The organism is Mesorhizobium sp. WSM4850 (genome assembly GCF_055811735.1).
Genome location: NZ_JBVVPV010000033.1, coordinates 17,130 through 40,105 on the forward strand (window position 1 = coordinate 17,130; position 22,976 = coordinate 40,105).

General features: G+C 60.7%; 22 protein-coding genes and 6 pseudogenes. 15 read left to right on the top strand and 13 right to left on the bottom strand.

Annotated features, from left to right (window positions below; translation table 11 throughout):
- Positions 1-15: 15 nt before the first annotated feature.
- Complete coding sequence (locus tag AC0L2Z_RS24965; protein ID WP_473629579.1) at positions 16-1,179, bottom strand: beta-glucosidase; 1,164 nt, start codon at positions 1,177-1,179, stop codon at positions 16-18.
- 715 nt (positions 1,180-1,894) lie between these two features.
- Here AC0L2Z_RS24965 and AC0L2Z_RS24970 point away from each other — a divergent pair.
- A complete protein-coding gene (locus AC0L2Z_RS24970; RefSeq protein WP_473629580.1) occupies positions 1,895-3,355 on the top strand; it encodes a glycoside hydrolase 5 family protein in 1,461 nt (486 codons plus the stop codon).
- Positions 3,356-3,706: 351 nt separating this feature from the next.
- Here the strand turns inward: AC0L2Z_RS24970 and AC0L2Z_RS24975 are convergent, their stop codons facing one another.
- Positions 3,707-3,871, bottom strand: a complete 165-nt coding sequence (locus tag AC0L2Z_RS24975) for a hypothetical protein (protein WP_287244436.1) — start codon at positions 3,869-3,871, stop codon at positions 3,707-3,709.
- Positions 3,872-3,939: 68 nt separating this feature from the next.
- Between AC0L2Z_RS24975 and AC0L2Z_RS24980 the strand changes: the two are divergent.
- Positions 3,940-4,082 (top strand): annotated as a pseudogene (locus AC0L2Z_RS24980) (ATPase domain-containing protein); the annotation flags it as partial.
- Positions 4,083-5,132: 1,050 nt separating this feature from the next.
- On the opposite strand, the pseudogene AC0L2Z_RS24985 reads toward AC0L2Z_RS24980, so the two are convergent.
- From AC0L2Z_RS24985 to AC0L2Z_RS25000, 4 genes and pseudogenes are all read right to left on the bottom strand, one after another.
- Positions 5,133-5,330 (bottom strand): annotated as a pseudogene (locus AC0L2Z_RS24985) (DUF2934 domain-containing protein); the annotation flags it as partial.
- Between the two features lie 91 nt (positions 5,331-5,421).
- Positions 5,422-5,877, bottom strand: a pseudogene (locus tag AC0L2Z_RS24990) (inorganic diphosphatase); the annotation flags it as partial.
- Positions 5,878-6,328: 451 nt separating this feature from the next.
- Positions 6,329-6,747, bottom strand: a pseudogene (locus tag AC0L2Z_RS24995) (DUF983 domain-containing protein).
- 136 nt (positions 6,748-6,883) lie between these two features.
- Positions 6,884-7,033 (bottom strand): hypothetical protein, encoded by a 150-nt coding sequence (locus tag AC0L2Z_RS25000; protein ID WP_287176796.1) that lies wholly within the window; start codon positions 7,031-7,033, stop codon positions 6,884-6,886.
- Positions 7,034-7,145: 112 nt separating this feature from the next.
- Here AC0L2Z_RS25000 and AC0L2Z_RS25005 point away from each other — a divergent pair, with 112 nt between their 5' ends.
- The 3 genes from AC0L2Z_RS25005 (at position 7,146) to AC0L2Z_RS25015 (ending at position 9,410) form a co-directional block, all read left to right on the top strand.
- On the top strand, positions 7,146-7,325 hold the full coding sequence (locus AC0L2Z_RS25005) for a DUF3606 domain-containing protein (protein WP_027154098.1): 180 nt from the start codon (positions 7,146-7,148) through the stop codon (positions 7,323-7,325).
- Positions 7,326-8,101: 776 nt separating this feature from the next.
- On the top strand, positions 8,102-8,722 hold the full coding sequence (locus tag AC0L2Z_RS25010) for a DUF4142 domain-containing protein (RefSeq protein ID WP_473629581.1): 621 nt from the start codon (positions 8,102-8,104) through the stop codon (positions 8,720-8,722).
- A gap of 244 nt (positions 8,723-8,966) precedes the next feature.
- The gene (locus AC0L2Z_RS25015; protein WP_473629582.1) at positions 8,967-9,410 is read left to right on the top strand and encodes a hypothetical protein; all 444 of its coding nucleotides are present in this window, start codon (positions 8,967-8,969) and stop codon (positions 9,408-9,410) included.
- 191 nt (positions 9,411-9,601) lie between these two features.
- Here the strand turns inward: AC0L2Z_RS25015 and AC0L2Z_RS25020 are convergent.
- Positions 9,602-10,293 (bottom strand): annotated as a pseudogene (locus AC0L2Z_RS25020) (DUF899 domain-containing protein).
- 2 nt (positions 10,294-10,295) lie between these two features.
- Positions 10,296-10,589, bottom strand: coding sequence for a hypothetical protein (locus AC0L2Z_RS25025; RefSeq protein WP_473477155.1), 294 nt, complete (start codon positions 10,587-10,589; stop codon positions 10,296-10,298).
- Positions 10,590-11,447: 858 nt separating this feature from the next.
- Between AC0L2Z_RS25025 and AC0L2Z_RS25030 the strand changes: the two genes are divergently transcribed.
- The 4 genes from AC0L2Z_RS25030 (at position 11,448) to AC0L2Z_RS25045 (ending at position 14,562) form a co-directional block, all read left to right on the top strand.
- On the top strand, positions 11,448-11,651 hold the full coding sequence (locus AC0L2Z_RS25030; protein WP_473629583.1) for a hypothetical protein: 204 nt from the start codon (positions 11,448-11,450) through the stop codon (positions 11,649-11,651).
- 141 nt (positions 11,652-11,792) lie between these two features.
- Entirely contained in the window at positions 11,793-13,079 is a 1,287-nt protein-coding gene (locus AC0L2Z_RS25035) for an SDR family oxidoreductase (RefSeq protein WP_473629584.1), read from the top strand.
- Entirely contained in the window at positions 13,079-13,552 is a 474-nt protein-coding gene (locus AC0L2Z_RS25040) for a DUF2269 family protein (RefSeq protein ID WP_473535176.1), read from the top strand. Before AC0L2Z_RS25035 ends, AC0L2Z_RS25040 begins: the two co-directional genes overlap by 1 nt.
- 59 nt (positions 13,553-13,611) lie before the next feature.
- Positions 13,612-14,562, top strand: coding sequence for an NAD(P)/FAD-dependent oxidoreductase (locus AC0L2Z_RS25045; protein WP_245268704.1), 951 nt, complete (start codon positions 13,612-13,614; stop codon positions 14,560-14,562).
- A 59-nt stretch (positions 14,563-14,621) separates the two neighbouring features.
- Here AC0L2Z_RS25045 and AC0L2Z_RS25050 read toward each other — a convergent pair whose 3' ends face one another.
- On the bottom strand, positions 14,622-15,239 hold the full coding sequence (locus AC0L2Z_RS25050; RefSeq protein ID WP_287374455.1) for a TetR/AcrR family transcriptional regulator: 618 nt from the start codon (positions 15,237-15,239) through the stop codon (positions 14,622-14,624).
- Between the two features lie 257 nt (positions 15,240-15,496).
- Between AC0L2Z_RS25050 and AC0L2Z_RS25055 the strand changes: the two genes are divergently transcribed.
- A complete protein-coding gene (locus AC0L2Z_RS25055) occupies positions 15,497-15,958 on the top strand; it encodes a GFA family protein (RefSeq protein ID WP_473629585.1) in 462 nt (153 codons plus the stop codon).
- 266 nt (positions 15,959-16,224) lie between these two features.
- On the opposite strand, the gene AC0L2Z_RS25060 is transcribed toward AC0L2Z_RS25055, so the two are convergent.
- Positions 16,225-16,548 (bottom strand): hypothetical protein, encoded by a 324-nt coding sequence (locus tag AC0L2Z_RS25060; protein ID WP_473629586.1) that lies wholly within the window; start codon positions 16,546-16,548, stop codon positions 16,225-16,227.
- A gap of 183 nt (positions 16,549-16,731) precedes the next feature.
- Between AC0L2Z_RS25060 and AC0L2Z_RS25065 the strand changes: the two genes are divergently transcribed.
- The 3 genes from AC0L2Z_RS25065 (at position 16,732) to AC0L2Z_RS25075 (ending at position 18,347) form a co-directional block, all read left to right on the top strand.
- The gene (locus AC0L2Z_RS25065) at positions 16,732-17,553 is read left to right on the top strand and encodes an SIR2 family NAD-dependent protein deacylase (protein WP_128167975.1); all 822 of its coding nucleotides are present in this window, start codon (positions 16,732-16,734) and stop codon (positions 17,551-17,553) included.
- Between the two features lie 85 nt (positions 17,554-17,638).
- Positions 17,639-17,878 (top strand): hypothetical protein, encoded by a 240-nt coding sequence (locus tag AC0L2Z_RS25070; RefSeq protein ID WP_473629587.1) that lies wholly within the window; start codon positions 17,639-17,641, stop codon positions 17,876-17,878.
- Positions 17,879-18,032: 154 nt separating this feature from the next.
- Entirely contained in the window at positions 18,033-18,347 is a 315-nt protein-coding gene (locus AC0L2Z_RS25075) for a hypothetical protein (RefSeq protein ID WP_473629588.1), read from the top strand.
- A gap of 13 nt (positions 18,348-18,360) precedes the next feature.
- Here the strand turns inward: AC0L2Z_RS25075 and AC0L2Z_RS25080 are convergent.
- Together AC0L2Z_RS25080 and AC0L2Z_RS25085 are read right to left on the bottom strand one after the other, a co-directional pair.
- Positions 18,361-18,755: pseudogene (locus AC0L2Z_RS25080) on the bottom strand (thiamine pyrophosphate-dependent enzyme); the annotation flags it as partial.
- 628 nt (positions 18,756-19,383) lie between these two features.
- Positions 19,384-20,706 (bottom strand): NAD(P)/FAD-dependent oxidoreductase, encoded by a 1,323-nt coding sequence (locus tag AC0L2Z_RS25085; RefSeq protein WP_473629589.1) that lies wholly within the window; start codon positions 20,704-20,706, stop codon positions 19,384-19,386.
- A gap of 692 nt (positions 20,707-21,398) precedes the next feature.
- Here AC0L2Z_RS25085 and AC0L2Z_RS25090 point away from each other — a divergent pair.
- Together AC0L2Z_RS25090 and AC0L2Z_RS25095 are read left to right on the top strand one after the other, a co-directional pair.
- Positions 21,399-21,644: a hypothetical protein gene (locus tag AC0L2Z_RS25090; RefSeq protein WP_027154084.1), complete on the top strand. Its 246-nt coding sequence runs from the start codon at positions 21,399-21,401 to the stop codon at positions 21,642-21,644.
- Between the two features lie 16 nt (positions 21,645-21,660).
- Positions 21,661-21,876, top strand: a complete 216-nt coding sequence (locus AC0L2Z_RS25095; RefSeq protein WP_027154083.1) for a hypothetical protein — start codon at positions 21,661-21,663, stop codon at positions 21,874-21,876.
- 204 nt (positions 21,877-22,080) lie between these two features.
- Here the strand turns inward: AC0L2Z_RS25095 and AC0L2Z_RS25100 are convergent, their stop codons facing one another.
- Positions 22,081-22,785, bottom strand: coding sequence for a phosphoribosyltransferase (locus AC0L2Z_RS25100; RefSeq protein ID WP_036262767.1), 705 nt, complete (start codon positions 22,783-22,785; stop codon positions 22,081-22,083).
- Positions 22,786-22,976: the final 191 nt, after the last annotated feature.

The following is a 22,976-nucleotide window of genomic DNA, read 5'->3' on the forward strand; positions in this document are numbered from 1 at the left end:
AAAAGGCGTTAAAGGTCACGCGCTTGTTTTCGACGAAACACTTGCCGCAAACAATGCGCGCTGGCGCTCCAATTCATTTGCAACCGGCTGGCGAAGACTGCGCGAACCGTCGGCATGTATCGTCGACAACAAGCCGACTTCCGCGTGCCGCGAATTGTCCCAGCCGGGATACGCTGTCACCGGGTAAAGGCATATGCCCCGAATCGGCGCACCAAGGCCCATCGCGTCGCGGACCTCATCGCAAACATAGTGGAGCCATGCCGGCCGGCCTGAACCTTCAGCACCCGTCTCGGCGATAAATATAGGTTTCCTGTAGCGCTCAGCGACCTCGACCAACATGTCCGAAAGTGCCCGGTACTCGTGGTGACCCATTGGTATCGTTGGCCCCTGAAAGTACCATTGATTGTGCGGATAAAAGTTGAGCCCGATGACGTCGACACAGTCCTCCCGGCCGCCCAGTTCGGGCTCGGCACGGCCCGTGAGCATGTCATAGGCTTCAAACTGGCCCTGACGAACATTTTCCGCGCGCCGCCGCTCGGCGCGAGTGCGGTCGCGAGGAGCGACATGGATTAGCGGTTCAGCCCAGATGAACCTGCAATCAGGTTCGGCATCTCGCATCGCTTTGACGCCCGCAACCGCTGCCCTCACAAGCTGCCGCTTGAACCATCCCCGCTTCTTCGGCCCCACGCGCGGGAAATAGCCGACCTCTATCGCCCATGCGAAGAACGAAATTTCATTAATGGGACATACCAGGGGAGCTGTCCCGGCAACGGAGCGGTGAACCCGGACGGCCTCGGCGGCGAATCGCACATAGGCCTCGGTGAAACCTGAGCCACCCTGGTCGACGTGATCCGGCGAGCCGTAGTGAAAGATATCCCAGATGACCTGCACCCCGGCGGCCTGAGCTGCTTCGATCATCGCTATCCAACCCGACCAATCGAAAACTCCTGGCGCTGTTTCAATCAGGTGCCAGCGCAAGCCGTCGCGAATCGTGCGAAGCCCAAGGGCAGCACAACTGCGATAGTCGCTGAGGGCGTGCGTGTCGTGGGCGGTCGCTCGGATCAAATCGAGGCGCACTCCGTCGCCGCGCCGATGGGATGAACACTCGAAACCAGCCATGAAGAAGCTGGCAAACGCGGACCGGTACTCGCCTGGCGGACGCGCCGGATTGCTGCTCATACGTGCAACCCCTCGGCCAGGGCTCGCGCCGGCGCTCCCGCCGGGCGGCCGGCCATTGCCAGTCTCGACCGCCACAATTTCCTTCGGGCCTCCATCACGTCGTCCCCTGAGCGGTAAATGCCGTGCAAGCGTAGAATGTTGACCAAGCAAGCGTGAGCGGAGCCGAGTCCAGGTGTTGTCGGTGAGCAGACGTTGACCTCAGGATGAAAGACTGGCGCTCTGAAGCCGCGCCTCGCCAATCCGTTGTCGGGCTGGATGATGGAATCCGAGGAAGGAGAAGATCGCACGCACGACAACTATAAAGCTGATGAGATGAAAGCACACGCAATCTCCCCCACAATCCTACCGAACTTGCCTGGGACCGTGAGGTTCCCCTTCGGCTGAAGTTTGTCTGGTCGGGCAGACGACCGCCAACCTGGAATTCTGCCCTTGTCGACGAAGCGACGCACGACACTTCCGCTCCCTCGTCATGTCCGCAGCGAGGGTTCTCACATTGCTATCAGAACCGAGCGTGCGTTCTGCGCCTGCAACTTCTCTGGGTGATCGGTCGACATCACCAGCTCCGCGCCGCTCTTGAGGCAAGGCGCCGCTGCGTCGAGACAGGGCATCCATTTACTGCAAAATGGGGCGAAAGGAGCATTGGCCTGCCAAGCCCGGCGAAACATTTTGCCACCGCGGCAGTTATACTGCTCCGCGGACGAAATTCGAGCATGCCTTGAACGACATTAGATTGGCGATACCGCTGGTCGGCGAAGTGGAAGACTCCGCGCCGAGATCGGCTGCGGGCCTGCCTTGGATCAAGATAGCCGGTTCCTATTTCGTCACCGAGGACGGCGAGGCATGGACGCCGATCGGGCAGAATGATGCGGTAAGCTGGCCCGAACTCAATGGTTTGTTCCGGCGCGCCGATATGGCCGGCGTGGAAGATCATCTCCGTTGGCTGAAGGAAAGCGGCGTCACCTGTCTTAGGCTGATGCTGGAATACGCCCAGGTTCGCCACCGCTACTTCGAGAAGCCGCAGGGCCGCTTCGTCCCGGCGATGGTGCAACTGTGGGACGATCTTTTTCGTCTGTGCGAAAAACAGGGCTTGAGAATCCTGCTCACCCCCTTTGATACGTTCTGGCAGTGGCTCCACTGGCGCCACCATCCCTACAACCGCCACAACGGAGGCGTGCTGGACCACCCGTCGCGATTCCTAGTCTGCGCCGATACGCGCCGCGCGATCAAGGCGAGACTGGAATTCGTGGTTCGCAGATGGAGCGGCAGCGGAGCCCTTTTCGCATGGGACCTCTGGAACGAGATCCATCCCGAGCAGGCTCAGGGCAGCGCGGATGGCTTCGGCGCTTTCATCCATGATCTCAGCGATTTTGTGCGCCGCCTGGAAACGTCACTTTACGGCCGCTCTCACCCGCAGACCGTTTCGCTGTTCGGACCTGAGCTTCGCTGGCGGCCGCAAATGCCGCTGGCTGCACCGATCTTCCGCCACCCCGACCTCGATTTCGCCTCCCTCCATCTCTACGAGGAGGGCACAATTGACGACCCCAGTGACACGGTGGGGCCGGCGCTCGGCATGGCGCGAATCGTCGGAGAGGCGCTTGGTGAAATTCATGACGGTCGCCCTTTTCTCGATTCCGAGCACGGCCCGATCCACTCGTTCAAGGACAAGAAGATCACGCTCCCCGAACCCTTCGACGATGAATACTTCCGCCATCTGCAATGGGCTCACCTGGCTTCGGGGGGTGCCGGTGGCGGCATGCGGTGGCCGAACCGCTTCCCGCACGTGCTCACCCCCGGAATGCGGCGGGCGCAGCGTTCGCTGGCCGACTTCCTGCCTCTGATAGATTGGGTTTCGTTCCGGCGTGTCCATCTCGGCGACAAGATGCGGATTTCCGGTCCCGACATCGCGCCGGTCGCCTGCGGCGACGATTCCCAGGCAGTGGTCTGGCTGGTTCGCAGCGACACGATCGGGCGAAATGGCATGCTGCGTGCCGGCACTGCGCCCATTCCTGCCGTCCTGGAGCTGCCCGGGTTGGCTCGCGGCACCTATCGCGTCATCGCCTGGGACACCGCGGCCGGCAGCCAAACAGCGGAATGGCAAGCGAATTCGGACGGCTGGCTGAAGCTTGATTTGCCGCCGTTCTCCGCCGATGTCGCCCTTGCCATCCGCCGGATCTAGGGAGGCAACTTCGCGCCGATGCCGATTTTCAGTGACCGGGGCTTTGGAGCCGTGTAGCCGGTGATGGGCTCGACATCGCAAGACTCCTCTGTAACCGCCCGCACGGTCGAGCCGCCGGCAACCTCAGGATTTCGGTGACCGCAGCGGCTTCTTGAGGCTGCGCGCGGCCTTGCGCGTAAAGACACGTGACCTGCCAGCCGGAATTGAGCGGTGGCTAAGTGGCGCGAACCTGATCTGCTTCTCTCGGCGTCGCCGTCGATAGCCGGGCATGATGCCGATCCGTCCCCCAAGCTACAGAAGGTGACGGGTGATGCCGTCTGCCCCGTCGCCACATCCTGCGTCGCAGCGCGGTCAGCCGCCAGTAGTCTGATCTGGTCGACCAAGTCCTTTCTTTGTAGGGAGTTTTTGCTTTTCTTTCAGCAGCCGAACAATCGCGTCGACGGGCGGCGCAAGGTCGGGCGGCGACTTGCTGTTCGAGCGCCACAAGTATCCAAAGAATGTTGTCAGTATGCGCATTGTCGTTACCTCCTGGACCACCAAACTTCGCTTGGGCGTTGTTGTTCCTGAACGGCAGGCCAAGCGCCGCTGTGGCAGGCAGGCACGGCTGGAGTCTGGACGGGATAGAAGTTCTGGAACTCGTTCCTCCAGAACTCAGCCGTGATCGCTCCCGGTTGCTGACCTCGTCCATTCTTCCGACCTGGAATTCGGGGAGACGGTCGAGGAGGCTTGGCTGAATAGACCGAGGGCAGGTTCTGGCGGTGGGCAGGGCGCAGGTGTCGTGGCGATACCGACAAGCTAAAAGGAGGGGTGCGTCCCGCCCCTCCGAATGGCGCTACTGAGCCGCATGTTCGACCGGCCAAAGGGTCGAGGCTCAATCTGGAAAACGACGTGAAGTGCTCGCGTCTCGGATTGTTGCAAATTACATGGCAGAAGGGCGGACGAGTAGAGCTTCTTTGCGAGACGACCGTTGGACGGGGCTTGTTAGCAGGCGGTTTGTCTTTCGTTCGGGGACCCCGCCGAGCCAAATGCGTTCGGGTCGGGCACACTTTGACCTAGTGCTGAACCCTCTCCGATCAGCCCGCGTCCTTCCCATTCCCTCGGGGCGCGGTCGTTGGCGATGTGATGCAGTCCGCCGTGCCGAAGGATATGGCAACCTTTTTGCTGTGCGGGTGGAATCCGATCTGGCGACGATGGTTCGGTGCGGCAACACAGCGCTGTGCTGTCAGATCGGGGAGAACAATGCGGCAAAGGCAAGCATTCACTGAAAAGGAAAAACGAGACAGAAAGGAGCGTACGACGGATGCTGCGCGGGAATTGATCGAGGTCGAGCGCGCGGCACGAGATGCAAAGACAGCTCGGCTCCGGGAACGACGACTGAGGACTGAAACCGCTCTTTCTGGGGCACCGGCACCGAAGAGGAATTCGAAGAAGTCGTAGTAGGCACGCTGCACCTGGCGCTTTCCACTCATTCCTGGCGGTCTCCGCAAGGCGCAGTTTAATTCACAGGCTGCAGCAACTGGTGCTCGATCTTAGCACGATGACCCAGCTGGCCCAGGTCGCGCTTCTCGAAGTCTTGTCCGCACACTGGACAATACTCGAAATGGTCCGCCCGCGGCCGGACCGGGTGGTCGTGGTGTTTGCCACCTGTGGCCTGGTTGGCTGTTGTCCTTTTTATTTGGACCGGCGCCGATTGAGGCACCAACTGGGCTTACCTACAAGACGAATAAGGCGCGGCGAACATTCCGAGCCGTGAGATAACAGGGATTGGCTGCTGAGGTCACCCTCCCGCCGCCTTAAGGCTCCGCGCGGCTTCCTCGATGGCCGCGCGATCATTGCCAAGCCTATCGATCAGTTCTTGTGCCTGGTCACTGCTTATGCCCGTTCGCATTGCCAGAGCCTCGACGGTCAAAAGGTCTGAGCTGGCGATCTCGCGAGTTTCCGGGAGAGCATTGTCTGCGGTAAGGGGCGGCGCAAATGCCCGCCACCGGCGCCCAGGCAGCCTGTGTTCTCAAGCCTACATTCCTCTCATATTGGGCCGCTCGCTGTTTCCGCTCGAAAGTTCTCATGGCCCGATGGATGTTCCGGAGAGCTTGGCTGGAATCGTGCCACCCTTCGAATTCGATCTGCTTGTCGGTGCCGGACACTGACGCGAGGAAAAACTGCTCAATCTCGGATCGCAACCGATCCGGAACATTCTCGCCAAGGAGAGACCCGCTATGCGCATCTTGCCTGTGCGGGCAAAATACATAGCGATCGTTTCTCACGGTCTCGGCGTTCTCCGTCCGCATGACACGAAGGGCCGCCAGCAGATCGCATTTGATGACAACACCGGGAGCGCTGGCTGCCTCATGGATAACCAGACCGTCGAGGGCATCGCCATCATCGCCCAGTGTAGAAGGCAGAAAGCTCCAGTCGTAGGGGTAGGCTAGGCCCGCTGGAAGCGGCCGCGTATACTCGAACAGCTTCTTCTTGGGTTTGTACGTCAACTTTGCTTCGGTACCACGCGGCGCTTCCACGACCACCCTTGATCCGATCCTTCGATGTAGTCGTAGGCAGTGTCAGATAATTCGCCACGTTTGGTCCTCGCGAGCCCATGCCGATGGCTCCAAAGTTCTCCAAGCGGCGGATCGCGGATTTGTTCCGAACGTGCCTACCCTGGTCTTCAGGGAAACCGATGCAGATTGGGCGCGCAAATACACTGCTCATTCGAAGCCGCCAGTGAGCTTGAGATCGAGAATGCGATTATCGATCAGGACAACGCCGGTCTACCGCCCAAAGAGTTGAAGAAACGGCCGGCGAAGCAGTGGGCCAGAGGCGGTGAAGCTGCATATAAAGCACCTCCGCGGCGAACATGGCCATATCCGACATAGTTCTGTGCCGGTATCAGCGACGAATAGGAACCGAGGTAGTTGGGAGCATTTGGCGGGCCAAAAGGTGCGGCAGCTCTACATACGTTTCTTGGCCTCATAGACTTCACGTATTCGGCGGCTGCTGCCGTTGGCGCTCGGCTTCGGCTGCATGCCATTCTCGGTCGATGGAGCCTTCCTCAGCCTTGTGGAAGTACTGCGAGCAAACTAGCCAGCCTTTGAGGGGTCTTAGCAATGCAACACACGCGCCAACGGTGAGGGGTAAGGTTGTGAGCGCATGCATCCAATAGGACGGCTCATACGTGAGCTGAAACCATAGTGCGAAAGCCAGCGCCGGGAATGCCACAATTGACATGGAAAAGAAGGCCGGCCCGTCAGCCGGATCGGCGAACGAGAAATTCAATCCGCATACCTCGCAACGCCGCGCCAGCTTGAGATACGTGCTGAACAGATGCCCCTGTTGGCAGCGCGGGCAACGCCCCTGATACCGGTCAGGACGGGGTTGGTCGTTTCGTTGTAGGTCATCCTACAAAACCACATCGCCGCGGCGTTGTTCCGAAGCAGGCCGCGTCCTCGTTGGATTTCGGCGACGAGGAGTAACTGGTTTTGCTCGCGCCAATGTCGCGTAGATAGCGCAAGCTTTAGGGGGCTACCAGAACCCTTAGGTCCGCTCGCCGAACTCTGTCCCATTTCCCGTCGCACGACGATCGTCGGGTGGAATCTGGATGACCTCCGACTCGGTGCGGCCGAACTCACGGCCAATTTGAAATGCCGCGTACAGCGCGCCAAGACTGATTAAGAATCGAAGCATTGAGATCTCCTTCGGCGGTAGAACTACACGGCCGGCAGTTAGTTCCACAGGGACGGAACCACAACGTTCAACATTCGTTGCCAACGACCTTGGGCCAAGGAGGACGCAACAGATGGCGGACAAGAGCACGAGCGACGCGAGCCGAGTTAAGAAGGGTGCAGAACTAGAAGTTGAGCACCTCGCGGAGGTGACAGGCGTGACGCCCAAACAAGCGCGGGCATTGCTTCGCAAGCACGGCGCTGACTGGCAGCGGCTGAAGGACGAAGCTGAAGATTTGAAGAAGGAGGACTAGTCGGGTCGATCTTCGGCGCGATTCGGACGTAGCCTCGCCCGACCTACTTGCGCACAAGCCAGTCCAGCGCATCCAAATCGACATGCTCGGTCAGCTCACTTACGAGTAGTCTGGCGTGTGACCGCAATCGGCACTGGGGATATTCAGGACGTCGCACTTGGAGCCGATACTCCAAATTCTGATTGGTTTGTGCCATTTCAGTCTCCCGCTTAGATGGGGCGGCAGCACCTGAGTTGGCTATCAAGCGCCAGCTTGCCGTGTAAGTGCGCGCGACCTGTGAAGTGTACGCGTTTGGCAACAGTAGCGTGTCAAGGCTGGCGGCCGCCGCGCGTCAGGCGGCTCGTCTTCAAGCCTGGCATTTTCCTTTTGGGTCTTATTGTCGGCACCGATCAGCCGGGGTAGCGAGCGCATGATCTCGCCGCGCGTCCAGCCGGCCCCACCCATGCAGTCGACAATCCGCGCCGATGTTGATTTTAGTGATCTCCCAAGGCTTGGAGTCTGGTGCCGGCGATGCAGCCTGTCGCGAGGAAGGCGCGCGCAAACGCTGGAGTCGTTTAGGCGGTGAGCCCGCGCTAACAATTGTTACGCCGTGGTTGCGACCTGGAGCCACGCATACCAAAGGCGAGGTAGGGTAGGGAACACATGGTCTGGCCCAAAGTTGGGGGTGCCAAAGGAGCGAGGGATGGCGACCACGGCTTCGCAGCATCGCCGTTTTCCGACGTCCGCAGGATCGCGGCTGGCCGACCGATCCCGACGCATCTTCGATGGAGGTTCTCATGCGTGTCTTTGCAACTGTGTTGGGATTGGCAGTGCTTTCCGCATCGCCTCTCTCGGTATCGCCGCTTTTGGCCCAGATCGGAAACCCGGCCGGCATGGCCCCGGATACCAGGATGGAGGCGCCGGGACAGCCGGCGCCTCATCAGACCAACTACCAGGACCGGCTGTTCGCGCAGCTCGCCGCCGCCGGCGGCGCAGCCGAGGTCGAATTCGGCAAGCTCGCGAAAAAGTCCGGCAACTCCGCCGTCACCGCATTTGCCGGCCGCATGGTCGACGACCACTCGGCGGCGAACGCGAGACTGAAATCTCTCGCTGAGACCAATAGGATCCCGCTGCCGGAAGGGCTCGACGAGGAGCACGAGCGGCAGCGGGCCGAGCTTGAAAAGCTCGACGGGGCGAGGTTTGATATTGCCTATATCAGCGGGCAGATCACCGATCACCAGAAGACGGTGCAGCTGCTTGAATGGGAGATAGGATCTGGACAGGACGCCGGCCTTCAGCATTTCGCCTCCGAGACTTTGCCAACGGTGCTCGAGCATCTGCAACTGGCGCGCGACATCAAGGCGGAACTGGCTAGCCAGGCGATCGCCGACGCCACCACGGCGCCGACCAAGCAGTAGCCAGCCGGCGGCAACATCAAGCCGTTTCCTGCATTGTTCCTCGACCAGTCCTCTTCGCGTTTTTCTCGCGGCAGCGCAGCTTCAGGCGCGGACGCAGTGAGCGATGATTTTCGTTTGAGCGCGAGATAGCTGCGACGTCGCTCGGGAACGATCGCGCCAAACTGCCGTTTGGCAAATATCGCGGGAGAAAATATTGCAGCGGATCGTATCAGGAGCTCTTGCGGGACTTGCGGCCACGCTGGCGATGACCATCGCCATGCGGCGCCTTCATCCGTTGCTCGACAAGCGGGACCGTTACCCTTTGCCACCGCGCGAGATCGTCGAGCGCGTCGCACCCGCCGGCGACGAGCAGGGCGCGCGAACCAGCACGCTGCTTGCTCATTTCGGCTTCGGAGCCCTGACCGGCTCGATTTTTGCGCTTCTGCCTATGCGCCGTGGCAACGGCATCCTTTATGGCCTGGGCGTGTGGGCGCTCAGCTATCTCGGGTGGATTCCGGCCGCCAATATCCTCGCGCCAGCCTGGAGGCACCCCGCCTACCGAAATCTTCTGATGCTGGCCGTCCATGTCGTCTGGGGCGCTACCCTCTCCAGATCTCTGAGCGAGCTCGAAGCCGCAAGAACCGAAGTGTTTGGTCGGCCCACCCGCCCAAGGGCGGCGATATCGGAAATTCGTAAGAAGCGAGGCTGATGGCTACAATGCCGATCCCATTCTGGCTTGACCGCGAGCAGGAAGTTTCAGTCAAGACCTTACAGATCATCTCGGGTCTACTCGAGATCGTCGGGCAGGGATCGTCTGACTGCGCGCAGCCTAGCTTTGCGGGATTCGGGCCTGAAGGTAGCAGTTCTCACGAGTGAACGCATTCCAACGTCCCCGCGGGTCTACGCGTAGCGGTCGTGGCGGCGCACCCAGTCCATTCCCTCAGCTTCGTTGCGGCCCTTTGGCATCAGGTCGAGCATGGCGTAGGTGCCCATCATCACCTCCACACCGCGGCCGTAGGTGGAGTAGGTGTGAAAGACGGTGCCAGCCTCATCCTTGTAGAAGGCGCTCAGGCCAGGCCATTCCTCGCCGGTTTCCCGCCATTCGCCGTAGTTGTAGTCGATGTGCCCGGTAGCGACCTCTTCGGGCGTGAAACTGACCCGGAAATCGTAGTTGAACTGACTGCCGTTCGAGGACACCCATCGGAACTGCCAGCCCATACGTCTGCGGTAGCGCTCAATATCGGCCAGCGGCGCGCGCGAGACGGCGATCATGGTTACATCGTGATGCGCCAGATGCCTCTTCATGCCGTCGGTGTGATCAGCCATGAACGAGCAACTTGGGCAGCCTTCCTCCATCCCGGCGCGAACATGAAATGTTGCACGAGAAGTTGCGAGCGGCCGTCGAAGAGGTCGGCGAGCGCACGCGGACCGTCCGGCGTGTCAAACAAATATTCCTTGTCGATACGCACCCATGGCAGCGCGAGCCGCTCGCGTGCGACCTTGTCGCGAAGATGCGTGAGTTCCTTCTCCGCTCGCAGGAGGTCCCGGCGGGCGCTCAGCCAGTTATCGCGTGAAACGACAGCGTGTTGCATTGTCAGTCTCCTTGGGTTTGGGCGACGGAAGTGTTGCAGTGCTGCGAACGGGCGGAAAAGAGCTTCAGCCACGGCGATACGTGAAAGAGGCTCATCAGCAGGTACATCAGGGCCATGTCGTTGACCGGCATGAAAGGCGAGGCGGCAGAGCACATGGTCATGCCCGGCGAGCCGACAGTAGAAATCCAGGCCATCAGGGCAAAGGTCGGTGCGGCGGCGAGCCCGAGCCAGCGGGCAAAACCGACCGCCTGCCCGAGCAACGATGTGGCTTTCTCTTTTGCTGCAAACATCGTCATTTCCGGTCCTGCGGTCGAATTCGCCGTTTCCACGTTTTCGATAAAAAGACGCTATCTCGGGCAGCCGGAGAGGTGAGAGTTACAAGTGTGACGGGATTTCAATGTTGGGCTGCAAACGGACCTGCAGCAATCGCCTACCGCAATAATTGGGAGCGCGCATTAGCCCTCAATCCAACGCAAATCTCACCGCGCTTGGCCGACACGGAAACGAATGAGACGACTCCCGGTTGTTGGCAGGGTTGACCCAATGCAGTCTTTCAGCGCGAGCATCGCTTGCTGGAGCTGCGTGGTCGGTCGGAGGCCAATGGTGTTTCTAATGGAACGCTAATATACAATGGACGCTCGAACGAGCAGCGCCTGCCAAATACCTGGGGAACGCCATGCGAAGCCTCGTCTTCACGATGTGTATCGCCACCGCAACTGCCGCCAGCGCCCATGATTGGTACGAGGACAGGATTGACCCACTGACGAAATTCAAGTGTTGCGGTGGCTCTGATTGCCGCGCCATACCTCGGTCGTCGGTACGGTCCAGGATAGACGGTGGTTACACTTACTTGCCGCATAATTTCAACATCCCACGGGACCGTGTGCAGGAATCGCCGGACGGCCAATACCACATCTGCGAGAGTACCTACGTCGTCACTAATCAGCTGTATTGGCGTTGCTTTTTCGCACCTCGCGCAAATGTCTCTCTAATTCTCCCACATTAAGATACTGCCCGAATTCCTTGCCGCCCGGACAAGTGGAGCTGGACCAGTCCCAGCGCTTCGGCCGGAGAAGCAGCTGTTGTGATCGATCATCCGGGGAACATTTTCGTCAGCCTTCAATTAAGCAGAGGAGCTGGTTTGGAGCAGATCAATGGGCATTTTTTCCGACCTTGATAAAAAACTGACGGAAAATCTCTACGCGCACGGCAACGACCTCGTCGATCCTGCTACGGATCTTCCCGAGAGCGTCGAGGAACGGGTCGAACTCTTGATGCCGTTCGTTCAGCCGGAGGCTCGCGAGTTGGTCCGTTCGCAGATCCTTGGTCTCATTCATGAGTACAGGAATGAGGATTGAACGCCTATGGTCATCGTCAAACCTGGAGCAGCTGGCCGAGCGACATGTGCTTTCGCAGCGCCGGAAAACATCGACGATGTGGAGGAAATACGCGTCGAATAGAACGGCGACGATCTCGTGGCTACCGGAGATCGGGGGCCGATGAGAATTCTCGTTGTTGGAGCCAGCGGCTTGATCGGCGCTTCGATCTGCGCCCGCCTCGGTTCCGAAGGACATGAGGTGGTTGGCATCACCCGTAGCCCTCGGGCAAATGCAGCCCGCGATTACCAGACATTGGTGCTGGATATGGCCGCAGCACTTCGCCCTGAGGATTGGCTGCCGCACCTGACTGGCGTCGATGCCGTGGTGAACTGTGCCGGCGTTCTGCAGGACAGCCCGCGCGAAAAGACCGGGCAAGTCCATCGCGATGCGGCGGCTGCTCTTTTTCTCGCCTGCGCGCGGGCCGGCGTTGCCAAGGTGATCCACTTCTCGGCAATGGGTGTGGATCGGGCACAGCCTTCGTCGTTCTCGGCGACGAAATATGCCGGCGATCAGGCGCTGACGGCGCTTGACCTGGACTGGATAATCCTTCGCCCTTCCGTGGTGCTCGGCCGGCCTGTGTTTGGAGCCAGTGCATTGTTTCGCGGCCTGGCCTCGCTGCCGATCCTGCCGTCAATGCCAGATACCGGCCGGCTGCAGGTCGTGCAGCTCGATGATGTGGTCTCGACTGTGCTCTTCTTTCTCAATCCCGGCAGTCCGTCTCGTCTGGCGCTGGAACTTGCCGGTCCCGAACAGCTGACCATGGATGAGATCATCGGTACTTTCCGCCGCTGGCTCGGCTGGGCTCCTGCAGCCAGGCTGGTCTTACCGGGCTGGGGTGCGCGGCTTCTCTATCGCCTCGGCGATTTTGCCGCGATGCTCGGCTGGCGGCCCCCAATGCGCACCAATGCCGCCAGGGAGATCGCACGGGGGGCGCTCGGAGATCCGTCGGACTGGATTTCCCTGACCGGCATGCGGCCACAAAGCCTGGCGCAGTTCCTCGCGCTCAATCCTGCGACGGTGCAGGAGAAATGGTTTGCCTGGCTTTATTTCACAAAGCCTGCAATTTTCGTCGTGCTGCCGTTCTTCTGGATCATGACAGGGATTGTTTCGCTGACCACGGGCTACGGCAACGGCATCGGCCTCATGCAAAGCACGGGGGCTGGCATGTTGTCGGCGCCTGCCGTGATCGCCGGCGCTCTTGCCGACATCGTCGTCGGCGCACTCATAGCCTGGCGGCCAACGGCGCGAAAAGGCCTCTACGCCGGCATCGCGCTGTCGCTGTTCTATCTGGTCGTGGGCACTTTCCTGCGCCCGGACCTGTGGAACGAACCACTTGGGCCATTCCTGAAGGTCTTGCCGATCATCGTCCTTCACTTTGTTGCCTTGGCGATCCTGGAGGAGCGCTGATGCTTTATTTCGTGCTGAAGTTCCTGCATGTCATCGGTGCCAGCGTGCTGCTTGGCACCGGCGCCGGCATCGCGTTCTTCATGCTTCTCGCCCACAGGACCGGCAATGCGGCAACAATTGCGGCAGTGGCGCGCATCGTAGTGGTCGCCGACTTTCTCTTCACGGCAACTGCCGTCGTGGCGCAGCCGATAACCGGCGTCGCGCTCGCCTGGCTGGCGGGCTACTCGCTCTCCGAAGGCTGGATCGTGCTGTCCATCGCGCTCTATATCGTCACCGGTGTGTTCTGGCTGCCGGTGGTATGGATGCAGAGGGAAATGCGCAATCTGGCGTCCGAAGCCGCCAAAACGGGGGCCCCGCTGCCGGCCCGGTATACCAGGCTTTTCCGGCTGTGGTTCGCCTTCGGCTTTCCCGCCTTTGCTGCCGTCCTCGGGATTTTCTGGCTGATGATCGCGCGGCCGACGATCGAGTGGTAACGCCTTGCCGCGACAGATGTCGTGGCTTCGATTTCGGCGCTGGAACATCTTTCCCATGAATGCGTTCGGCGCGGATGGATCAACCCGCGCGCAAACGCCGACATTCAGCCTCGTCCGCGACTGAAGCGGATGTTCTCATCGTTGGCGGTGGACCTGCGGGGCTGGCGGCGGCTATCTATCTCGCCAGGTTCCGTCATCGGGTCGTCGTGGTCGACGCGGGTGAACCGCGCGCGAGGCTGATTGCGGAAAGCCGCAACTGTCCGGGATTTCCGGAAGGGATCAGCGGCCCCGATCTTCTGCAGCGGCTTCGTTCCCAGGCCGCCAAGTTCGGAGCGACACTGATCCAGGATCACGCGTCATCGGTCGAGCCGACCGTAGGCGGGTTCGGCGCCGAAACCAACGGCGGGCGGATCGTCGCCCGAAAGGTATTCCTGGCGACAGGTATCGTCGATGTCGTGCCTGCAATTCCGCGTCTGCGCGAGGCCATCGCCAAAGGCAGCGTACGCCTTTGCCCGGTTTGTGACGGCTACGAAGTCATAGATCGTCAGGTCGCGGTCATCGGTCACGAGGCGCAGGTGCTGCGAGAGGCCTTGTTCCTCAAGCAGTATACGCAGCACGTCACAATGATCGCACGCTATCTTCCAGATTTTTCCGCCAGCACACGACGCGTGGCCACGGAAGAGAACATTGCTATTTGCGACGCATTCAAAAAGTTTGTTCCCACCGACAGCGGCTACCAGGCCATCCTCAAGGACGGCGAGGTGCGCCATTTCGACGTCATCTATCCGGCGATGGGATGCCAGGTGCGTTCCGACCTTGCGCTGGCAATGGGCGTCAAATGCTGCGACGAGGGCTATGTCATCGTCGACAAGCATCAGCGGACTTCGGTCGAGGGGGTGTATGCCATCGGCGACCTGGTCAAGGCTCTGAACCAGATCGCAGTCGCCTTCGGCCAGGCTGCGATCGCTGCGACAGATGTTCACAATGACCTGGCCCTCGGCTACGAATAAGGCCCTGAACATTAAAGGGCACAGATATACGGTAGGCGGGGCGAGCGGGATGGCACCAGCTATTGTTGTGGTGCTGGGTTTCCCAGCCCCTCCAACAGTGTGCTCAAGGCCGCATCCAAGGGGGCCGATCCCACCTTCTCGGGCACCAGGAGTCCATCGATCGCAAGCATGGTCATGCCGTGGATGAGCCCCCAGCCGGCTGCCGCCTGACCTTCTATAGGCCGCTTGCGAATGCTCCCCGCGGCCTGGCCCCGCCGGAGGATTTCGACGAGAACGTCGAATACCGCCAGCGCCCGCTCATTGAGATGCATTCCCACCGCTTTTCCCTCCTCCGCGCTAAACATCAGGCGGTAGAGAGCCGGATTGTCCGTTCCGAACGCGACGTAGGCTCGAGCTATCGGAGTAATTTCGTCGCGCAGAGTTTTCGGCGCTTCAGACTTCGCTGCCGATAGGGACTCGCGCAGCCGGTCGAACCCAATCATAGCGATCTCCGCAAGCAGCGCGGCCTTATCGGAAAAGTGCTTGTAGGGTGCCGCGTGGCTTACGCCAGCCCGGCGGGCGACTTCCCGCAGGGTGAACTGCCAGCCCTTCTCCTCCCGAAGCATATCCAACGCCGTCTCGATAACCGCACGGCGGAGATCACCGTGGTGATAGGGGCGGCTGGGTGCGTCCTGCATGGTACCTCAAAGTTTCTTGTGAATACATTGTTGACACTGGCTACTTAAGGGGCTACATCAGGGCGTAAGTTTCTTCTGTCTACATCGGAGTGGACCATGAACGCAATCGCAAAAATCAAAGGGATTTATGAGCGGGGCCGTTGGAACCTCTCCAACCTTCTGCGCGCGCCCTTCAGACAGCCAATCGATACCATCTTCAACATGATGCTCCGGTGACCAGCATGCCGTCATCAAATCGAGTTCAGGAGCATCAGCACATGACGACCGACCCATTGTTGCCACTGCACGGCTCCTGCGAATGCGGCGCTTGCTCGTTCGAGGTGCGTACTGCCCCGAAGGGTAGATTCCGGTGCCACTGCCTGATTTGCCACGCGTTCAACGGCAAACCGTTTGCGGACGTGGCTGCCGTTCGCGCCAAGGGTGTCGTGCTGAAAAACGCCGGCAATTTTTCATTCAAGAAATACCGTCCGCCGCCGAACTTCAATCGCGGGGCCTGCCGGACCTGCGGCAAGCCGGTTGTGGAGGTTGCGGGCTTTGGGCCGTTCAAGACGATGTTCATCCCGGCCAGCAATTTCGAGCCCGGGGCCCGGCTGCCGCCGGTTCGGATGGATATATTCTATCACCGTCGTGTGCTGGACATGCCCGGCAGCCTGCCCAAGTACAGCGGCTATTACCCGAGCCTTTTGGCAGTCGGGAAAATGATCATGAGTGGCTTGTGAATTGGTGAGTCGATTTACTTGGGTGCCATCGACGTGATGGCCTCGGCGCTGTTCGGCATCCACCTGTCGTCATGCGGCATCATCGGCTCGATCTTCCGCAAGATCGGCTAGGTTCATCACGGCGTTCACCGAACTGAACTATGCTTTTGGGCGTGACATGGCGGCGCGGCGATCCGGCCAGATCCTTACGGAAGTTACGGGGGATGGGTCACGTATCTGTGCCCGTTTCATGTCCGGGGGCCGATAAGCTCTCGAAACCTATCTCGCTAGCGCAGCATGGCTGCTAGCACGAAGCCGGCGGCCGCTACGACAACGACTGCGGCAATCACCAGCACCGGCCAGTTCTTGCCAGGCTGAAGACCAGGCTCGCTTCCTGTCGGCCGCATCGCATCGCCGAAGCTTGCCTCATTCGTGAACTCGGGCTGTCGCCGTGGACGAGCCTCGGCAACAGAAGTCGGCACATCTGCCGCTTCGGCGTCGGTCTCACCGGGTGCGGCGGCAGGGTCGAACCCCGGAGTCTTATCCCTGGTTGTCCCGGCCTGAATATCGCCTCTCGCTTTGGCGGGCGTCTGATCTCGTCGCGCGGCCATCGTGGTGCCTCCCTGGCAACCAAACTTAGATCTGCCTCAGCGGTTCCCGTCTGCGCCGCATTTCTGAACACACTCGATTTTCTGAACAGACCGATTTTCTGAACAGATTTGGCGTGATCCGGGCTTCTCCGGAACAGAGGGCGCCGTTCGCAGTTGTGTTGGATCTTGCCTGGTGAGTTGGCCATGCCGTCTGCACTTGAGCAACTGGCTCAATCCGTGAAAGAGCGACGAGCGATCTTGTTCGTTGGGGCGGGTGTGTCGATGAGCGTCGGCCTGCCATCCTGGGAGACGCTCATCGAGCATATGGTGGATGAACTTGGCCTCGATCGAGACGTGGTCGACAGGCCAGAGTCCAGTTACCAGGCTCTTGCCGAATATTACCGGCTAAAGCATGGCAGTCTCGGCCCCTTGCGCAGTTGGATGGATCGCGAATGGAGGGTCTCGCGGGAAAAAGTCAAGGGATCGGCGATCCACAAGCTGATCGTGTCACTCGATTTCCCGATCATCTACACAACCAACTATGATCGAAACCTTGAGGTTGCGTTCAAAGTCCACGACCGCGCGTTCGTAAAAGTGGCCAATGCCAAGGATATCGCCAAGGTGAACGGCGAGGTTACCCAGATCATCAAATATCACGGCGATTTCGACGACGACGCATCGCTGGTCCTGGCGGAGTCCGACTATTTCGAGCGGCTGTCGTTCGAGTCGCCGTTGGATGTGAAGTTCCGCGCCGACGCACTCGGGCGCACCGTCCTGTTCATCGGCTACAGCATGTCAGACATGAACATCCGTCTGTTGCTGTATCGGCTTTGGGAAACCTGGCGTCGGTCCGGTTATGAAAGGAATCGTCCGAAATCGTTCGTCTTCATGCCGCAACCGAGCGTCGTCCAGGAAGCGGTCCTCGGACGCTGGGGTATCGACATGCTGACCGACGAGGCCGATCGGCCGGAGGATGCTCTGGTGGCATTCCTGAGCAAGCTCAAGGACGCGATAGACCAGGCTTAGTGCCGATGCCTTCGGCCGGCCGGGAACATTGTAGATCGTTGCGACGTTCATAGCTGCGAAGGGATGCTGTTTGCGGAGGCCTATGATGGGCCAGTTCCAAATGATCGATCTCGTTTCCGTCATCGACGCCTGCACCACCGACCGCGCCGCAGGGCGATTGGTGTCGATGGCCAAAGCCGTCGAAGAGTTGCGGGTGCTGACCGGTGATTTCATCTCGCCGGACGAAATCGTGGCCAACGCACTGTCGCCGGTGGCGTGGGCGCGCGGCTGCGCGGTTCTGTTCGACGAGCAGCCGGGCGCCGACATCCTGCACGCGCCATGGTAGGACGCCTGACCGGCGCAGGACGCCTGAGCGTCGCCGTACATCGGCAGCCGCGCCGGCCGGGCGCTGCACGCATCGCATATACCGCCGCCGGGAGCGCTGGCGGCGGTACCGTAACAGGAGTGTTAGCCACAATCCGTGAAACCGGAGAAATGCTATGAACAAAAACGAGACCCGTTACGAACATGGCGCGACCAAGTACCCGGCAAAGAAAGATGCCGACGCGTCGGATCAATTCTCCCAGGAAGCGGCCGGCAACAAGAAGCCTGCCGGCGGCATGGGCCTGACCCGGTCAAGGGACGAGGTGGAGGACAAAACCCGTCAATCCGAAGGGCAGGACCCGTCCAGGCGGTCCACGCCCAGTGCAGCAACCGAAAAGACATCCGGCGCCGGTCCGTCGATCGCGGAGCGTTCCAAGGATGCCAAGGCTCCGAAGAGCGGCCGCCAGCCCGGCGCCTACGCCAAGGACTGACCGGCCAGGGAACTCAGCCCATCATCGTCTTCAGCGGCTCGCGAGCGAGGTTTGCCTCGATCTCCTTGCGGCCCGGCCTTCCCGCAGGGCTGTGCGCATGTTCTTGCGATATTCGTCCGGCATGCGCGGCGGCAGCATGGGTTCATACGCGTCGACGACCGCCTCTATGATCACCGGGCCTTCCGCGGCAAACGCGGCATCAAGAACCCCATCGACGTCCTCAGGCCGGGTGACGCTGTAGCCAATGCCCCCCATGGCTTCAGCGGCCAAAGCGAAATCGATCGGCTGGAGTTCGCGGGCAAATTGCGGGTTGCCAAGGAACATCATTTGCTCCCAGGCGATCTGGTTGAGCATGTTGTTCTTGATCACCAGAAGCTGGAGCGGAACCCTGTAAGGCACGGCCGTCGAAATGTGTCGACAAGGATCTCGGCGGTGTTGGGCATGGTTGCCTCCAGTGTGTTGTCCCGGGCCAATGACCGCCCCAGGCCAAGGACAACCGGGAGAAGCAGGGCGAGGGCGCTTGTAAGAAGCGGCGCCGAGATTGACGCCTCCGGCGTGGACGAGGTGCGGGGCCGCTCCGCCTGTGGAAGAGCTGGGTGAGATAAAGCCGTGCGTGCCCCGCGCAGGGGGCGAGCACCCACAGGTTGGTTAAGACGTTGTCGACGATACCCCAGCGCCGTAGAAACCGGTCTCCCGCATAATGCCGTAGTGCAGGGCTACGGCGTTGAAGTTTGCGCTGCCACGTGTGTAGGTTGCGGCAAACATCCCGGCCGCTGGCGCGGCGTATGGGCCGAGCAATTCGCCTTACCGGCAGAAGCAGAAAACGCTAGAATGAAATCCTGCGACGGTTCCAACTGCGCCAAAGACGAGCGCGATGAGCGCGGCGCTCTCCCGAGCGGATTCTGGTGCAACTCCTACCACGTTGCACTCATGCACCCGGAGACTTGACTGCGAGGCAACGTGGGGATTCCGCTTACCCGTCTGCTGACACTTTGACTTCGCTTGGTGCGCGTCAGGCCTGACTTCCGGCTGATCTTCAGATAGCGGCGATGTCCAGCTTCGAGCCGTCGACCAGACGCGACAGGCGGAACGGTGTAGGATCGACGCAAGGCGTGTCGTTTACGACAAGCTCTGCGGCCAGATAGCCAAGCCCCGGGCCCAAACCGAAGCCGTGGCCCGAGCAGCCCGCCGCGAGGACGAGGCCTTTCACCCCGTCCACCTGCGACACCACAGGCACTGCGTCCGGCGTGCAATCGACGAAGCCGCCCCAGGCACTATCGATCTCTATATCGCCGAGTTGGGGGAAGGTCTTCCGGACACTCTCCACCACTTGGCTTACCAGCCATTTTAAGGGTGGAGGATCCAGCACCCGATTCTGTTCGAAGATCCGATCGTCGCTGGTCAGCAGCGCCGGCATTGAATCCGGCCCCGAAAGGAACGATTGGCCGATGCCGAGCCTGACGTTCTTCAGGCGACGCAAGAATTGCGGCATGAATTCTCGGCTATACCGGATAGCCTGGGGCGTGATTTCGAGGTTCGCCTTGCCGCTGATCGCAAGCGTATAGCTGCCGTCCAGTCGGCGCGTGACCGTGCAGTAGGGTGTGGAGATCGCCTCGCCTATGTTGATTGTCGGGGTGGAACGCAGCGCGGTCTGCCGGATGCTCGCTTGGGGGAAACTGATCCCGAGCGGCCTAAGGAAGCGCGAGGACCAGGCGCCAGCGGCGCACAGCACCGCGCTGGTTCTGATGTAGCCCTTCTCCGTGTGCACGCCCGCAATCTTGCTATTGGCCAAGTCGAGCGCCCGCGCGGCGCATTCCTGGTGGATGGTGGCGCCCAGAGCTCTGGCCCCATCGGCGATGGCCGGCGCGGCGAGTGCAGGTTCGGCCTTACCATCCCGGTCCGAATAGGTCCCGCCGACCCATTTGTCGCGCGCTTCGGGGACGCGCTCGGCCACCTCCGCCCGGCTCAGCATGCGGGTGTCGACCTCGTACTCCCTGGCGACCTCGCGCCACCTTTCCCAGCCGGCGAGCACAGCCTCGTCGTGAGTGGCATAGACGAGACCGCAGCGTCGAAATCCAAGGTCCCGATTGATATCGCGCGTCAGCTCGTCCCACAGTCGCATGGAGATCACCGAGAGCGGCAGTTCGCGCCGATCGCGGTTCTGCTGGCGGCACCAACCCCAGTTTCGGCTCGATTGTTCACAGGCGACGTGGCCCTTCTCGAGCAGAGCCACAGAGAGGCCACGCTTCGCCAGGAAATAGGCGGCCGTAGAGCCGAGGATGCCGCCGCCGACGATGACGACGTCGACCTCGGCCGGGAGACGCTCATCGCTGTGAATGCGTTCGACTCGGGGCGACATGTTCCAACCAACCTCGGCCAAGAATGCGGAAGCAAAGTTCCGATCAGCCCTTCATCGCATCGTGCGCTCGAAAGAATGTGCCGAAATCATCCAGGACTTCGCCAGATGTGCGGTTTTTGATCCCTTGATCGATACGAGCTGCTCAAGCCCGACCGAGTTCCAGTTCGGCGCAGGGCGGCGTAACCTGCTCGCGAGTCCGTTGGATCGCGCTTGAGGGTCTTGAGCCTACGAGCGAAGTTGTAGGCGGCAACGAAGTCGGCGAGGTGTTACCTGAACTGATCGTGGCTCTTGTAGTAGAAGCGTTTGACCGTGGCGTCCTTGATCGTGCGGTCCATCCTCTTGCAGCTTTACGCGCTCGCTGCGGCGGGGCGTCAGACGTGGACCTAGGCGATCAGTCGCCGAACGACGGAGATGCTCTGATGTTCCATCGGAACACCGCGGGGAGAAAGACCGACGGATCATGGCAGATGCGGATGAGCAGCCCGGAGCAGATGAGCGAATAGACGGTTTATTCGGCCGCCATCTCGGAACGATCCCGCCGCCCTGCCATTATCGCCATAAGGACAGGCTCAGATCGTGGTGGCGCACGATTGGCGGCAAGGACCGTGGCCAACTGCAATCACCGGCGGTCGACGGTTCCGCCAGAGATCTGGGCCTCAAAAATCGACCGCAAGGCACCTTGGAGGAAACCAATGGCTGGACGCAGAACCCATGAGCAGCAATTGCGCATCATTGAAAAGCGGGAAAACACGAAGGGCGCCGGCAAGGATTTCGACGCAGAGGCCGACCTGAAGCGATCAGCAGCGGAACGTGAAGCGCTGCGCAAGGGGTCGGAAATCAGGTCCAAGACACCCGACCTCGTTGACCCTGACGATCGCAACATCCTTCGCGGAGAAAATCAGGAGAGCGTTCATCACAAGAACCGTCCCGACCACTAAGAATTGGAGCAAGCCCATGGCAAAAGGTAGCAAGAAGCACATCGGAGCGGGTGCGCGGGGAAAGGGTTCCGGTGCAGGCGCCATGACCACCACCCCAAAGGACAAGCTCGAGGAAAACAAAGTCCTGTCCAACCGCGACAAGGCCCAGCACACGAAGCAACGCGGTCTGGATTCCAGGCAGATCGCGACTGAGCAGCGCCAGGATCACGCTGCCAATCGTTTGCGCGATTGACGGCTCAACCGCCGCTGGCGCGCGGTGGCGCGGCCCTGACCGGGGCCGCGCTTCAGGTTGGCTGCGAGCGCAAGGGGAGGGGCCGTATGGCTCAGGCTCATTCGCCACTGAAGAGCGGTTCTATCGGATGGCGCGATTTGGTCATTTTGAGTTCGCGCAGAAATATCGCCGCGCTCGACGATCTCCATCGGTTGTCGGTCCTTGCTAGCCGTGGCGTGCTCCTTCGGCAGATCGCGTCGACGATTTGCTCTCAAACTGCTCCGCCTCACGCAGCAGCCGGATCACCTCCGCGTCGGTGGTCTGCTCGAAATCCTCATAGTACCGGCTCACCGCAACAAACGGCTCAGGCGTGGCGAGACAGACCACTTCGTCCACATCGGCTTTGATGAGGTCCAGCGTGTCCCGGGGTGCGACCGGGACGGCCAGGACGACATGCGCGGCGCGATCCTTTCTTAGCGCCTTGAGCACCACTCTGACCGTGCCTCCGGTCGCAATGCCGTCATCGACGACGATGACGGTCCGGCCCAGGACCGAAGCCGCAGGCCGGCTTCCGAGATAGAGGTTTCTGCGACGTTCGATTTCCAGCAGTTGCCGCCGCTTCTCTGCTTCGACGTATTCGTCTGACGGCCGGACCAAAGCCATCGCCTCCTCGTTGAGGACGAGCTGGGGATTTTCCCCGTCGACGACCGCGCCGATGCCATATTCGGAATGGCCCGGCGCGCCGATCTTGCGCACAAGCAGCACGTCGAGCCGGGCACCGAGTGCCTTCGCCACTTCGAAGCCAACCGGCACGCCGCCGCGCGGCAGCGCCAGCACCAGTAGATCGGTTGCCGCGAACCTGGCCAAATCGGCGGCAAGCTGGCGCCCCGCATCCGTTCGATCTTTGAACCTCAAGGCGTCAAAGCGCATGGTCTTCAACTCCAAGGCCGAAACCCTGGCGTGGTGCTGCTCAGGCCTCCTCCTCGCCCAAATTCAGCTTGCTGGGGAAACGGCGATTGCGGGCAAATTGTTTCATCAACCCTTGGCAAAAATTGCCGAACCATGCGATTGGCCCCCGGTTCGCAAAAGAAGCTGCTGGAACAATCGATCGCCCTGCTGCG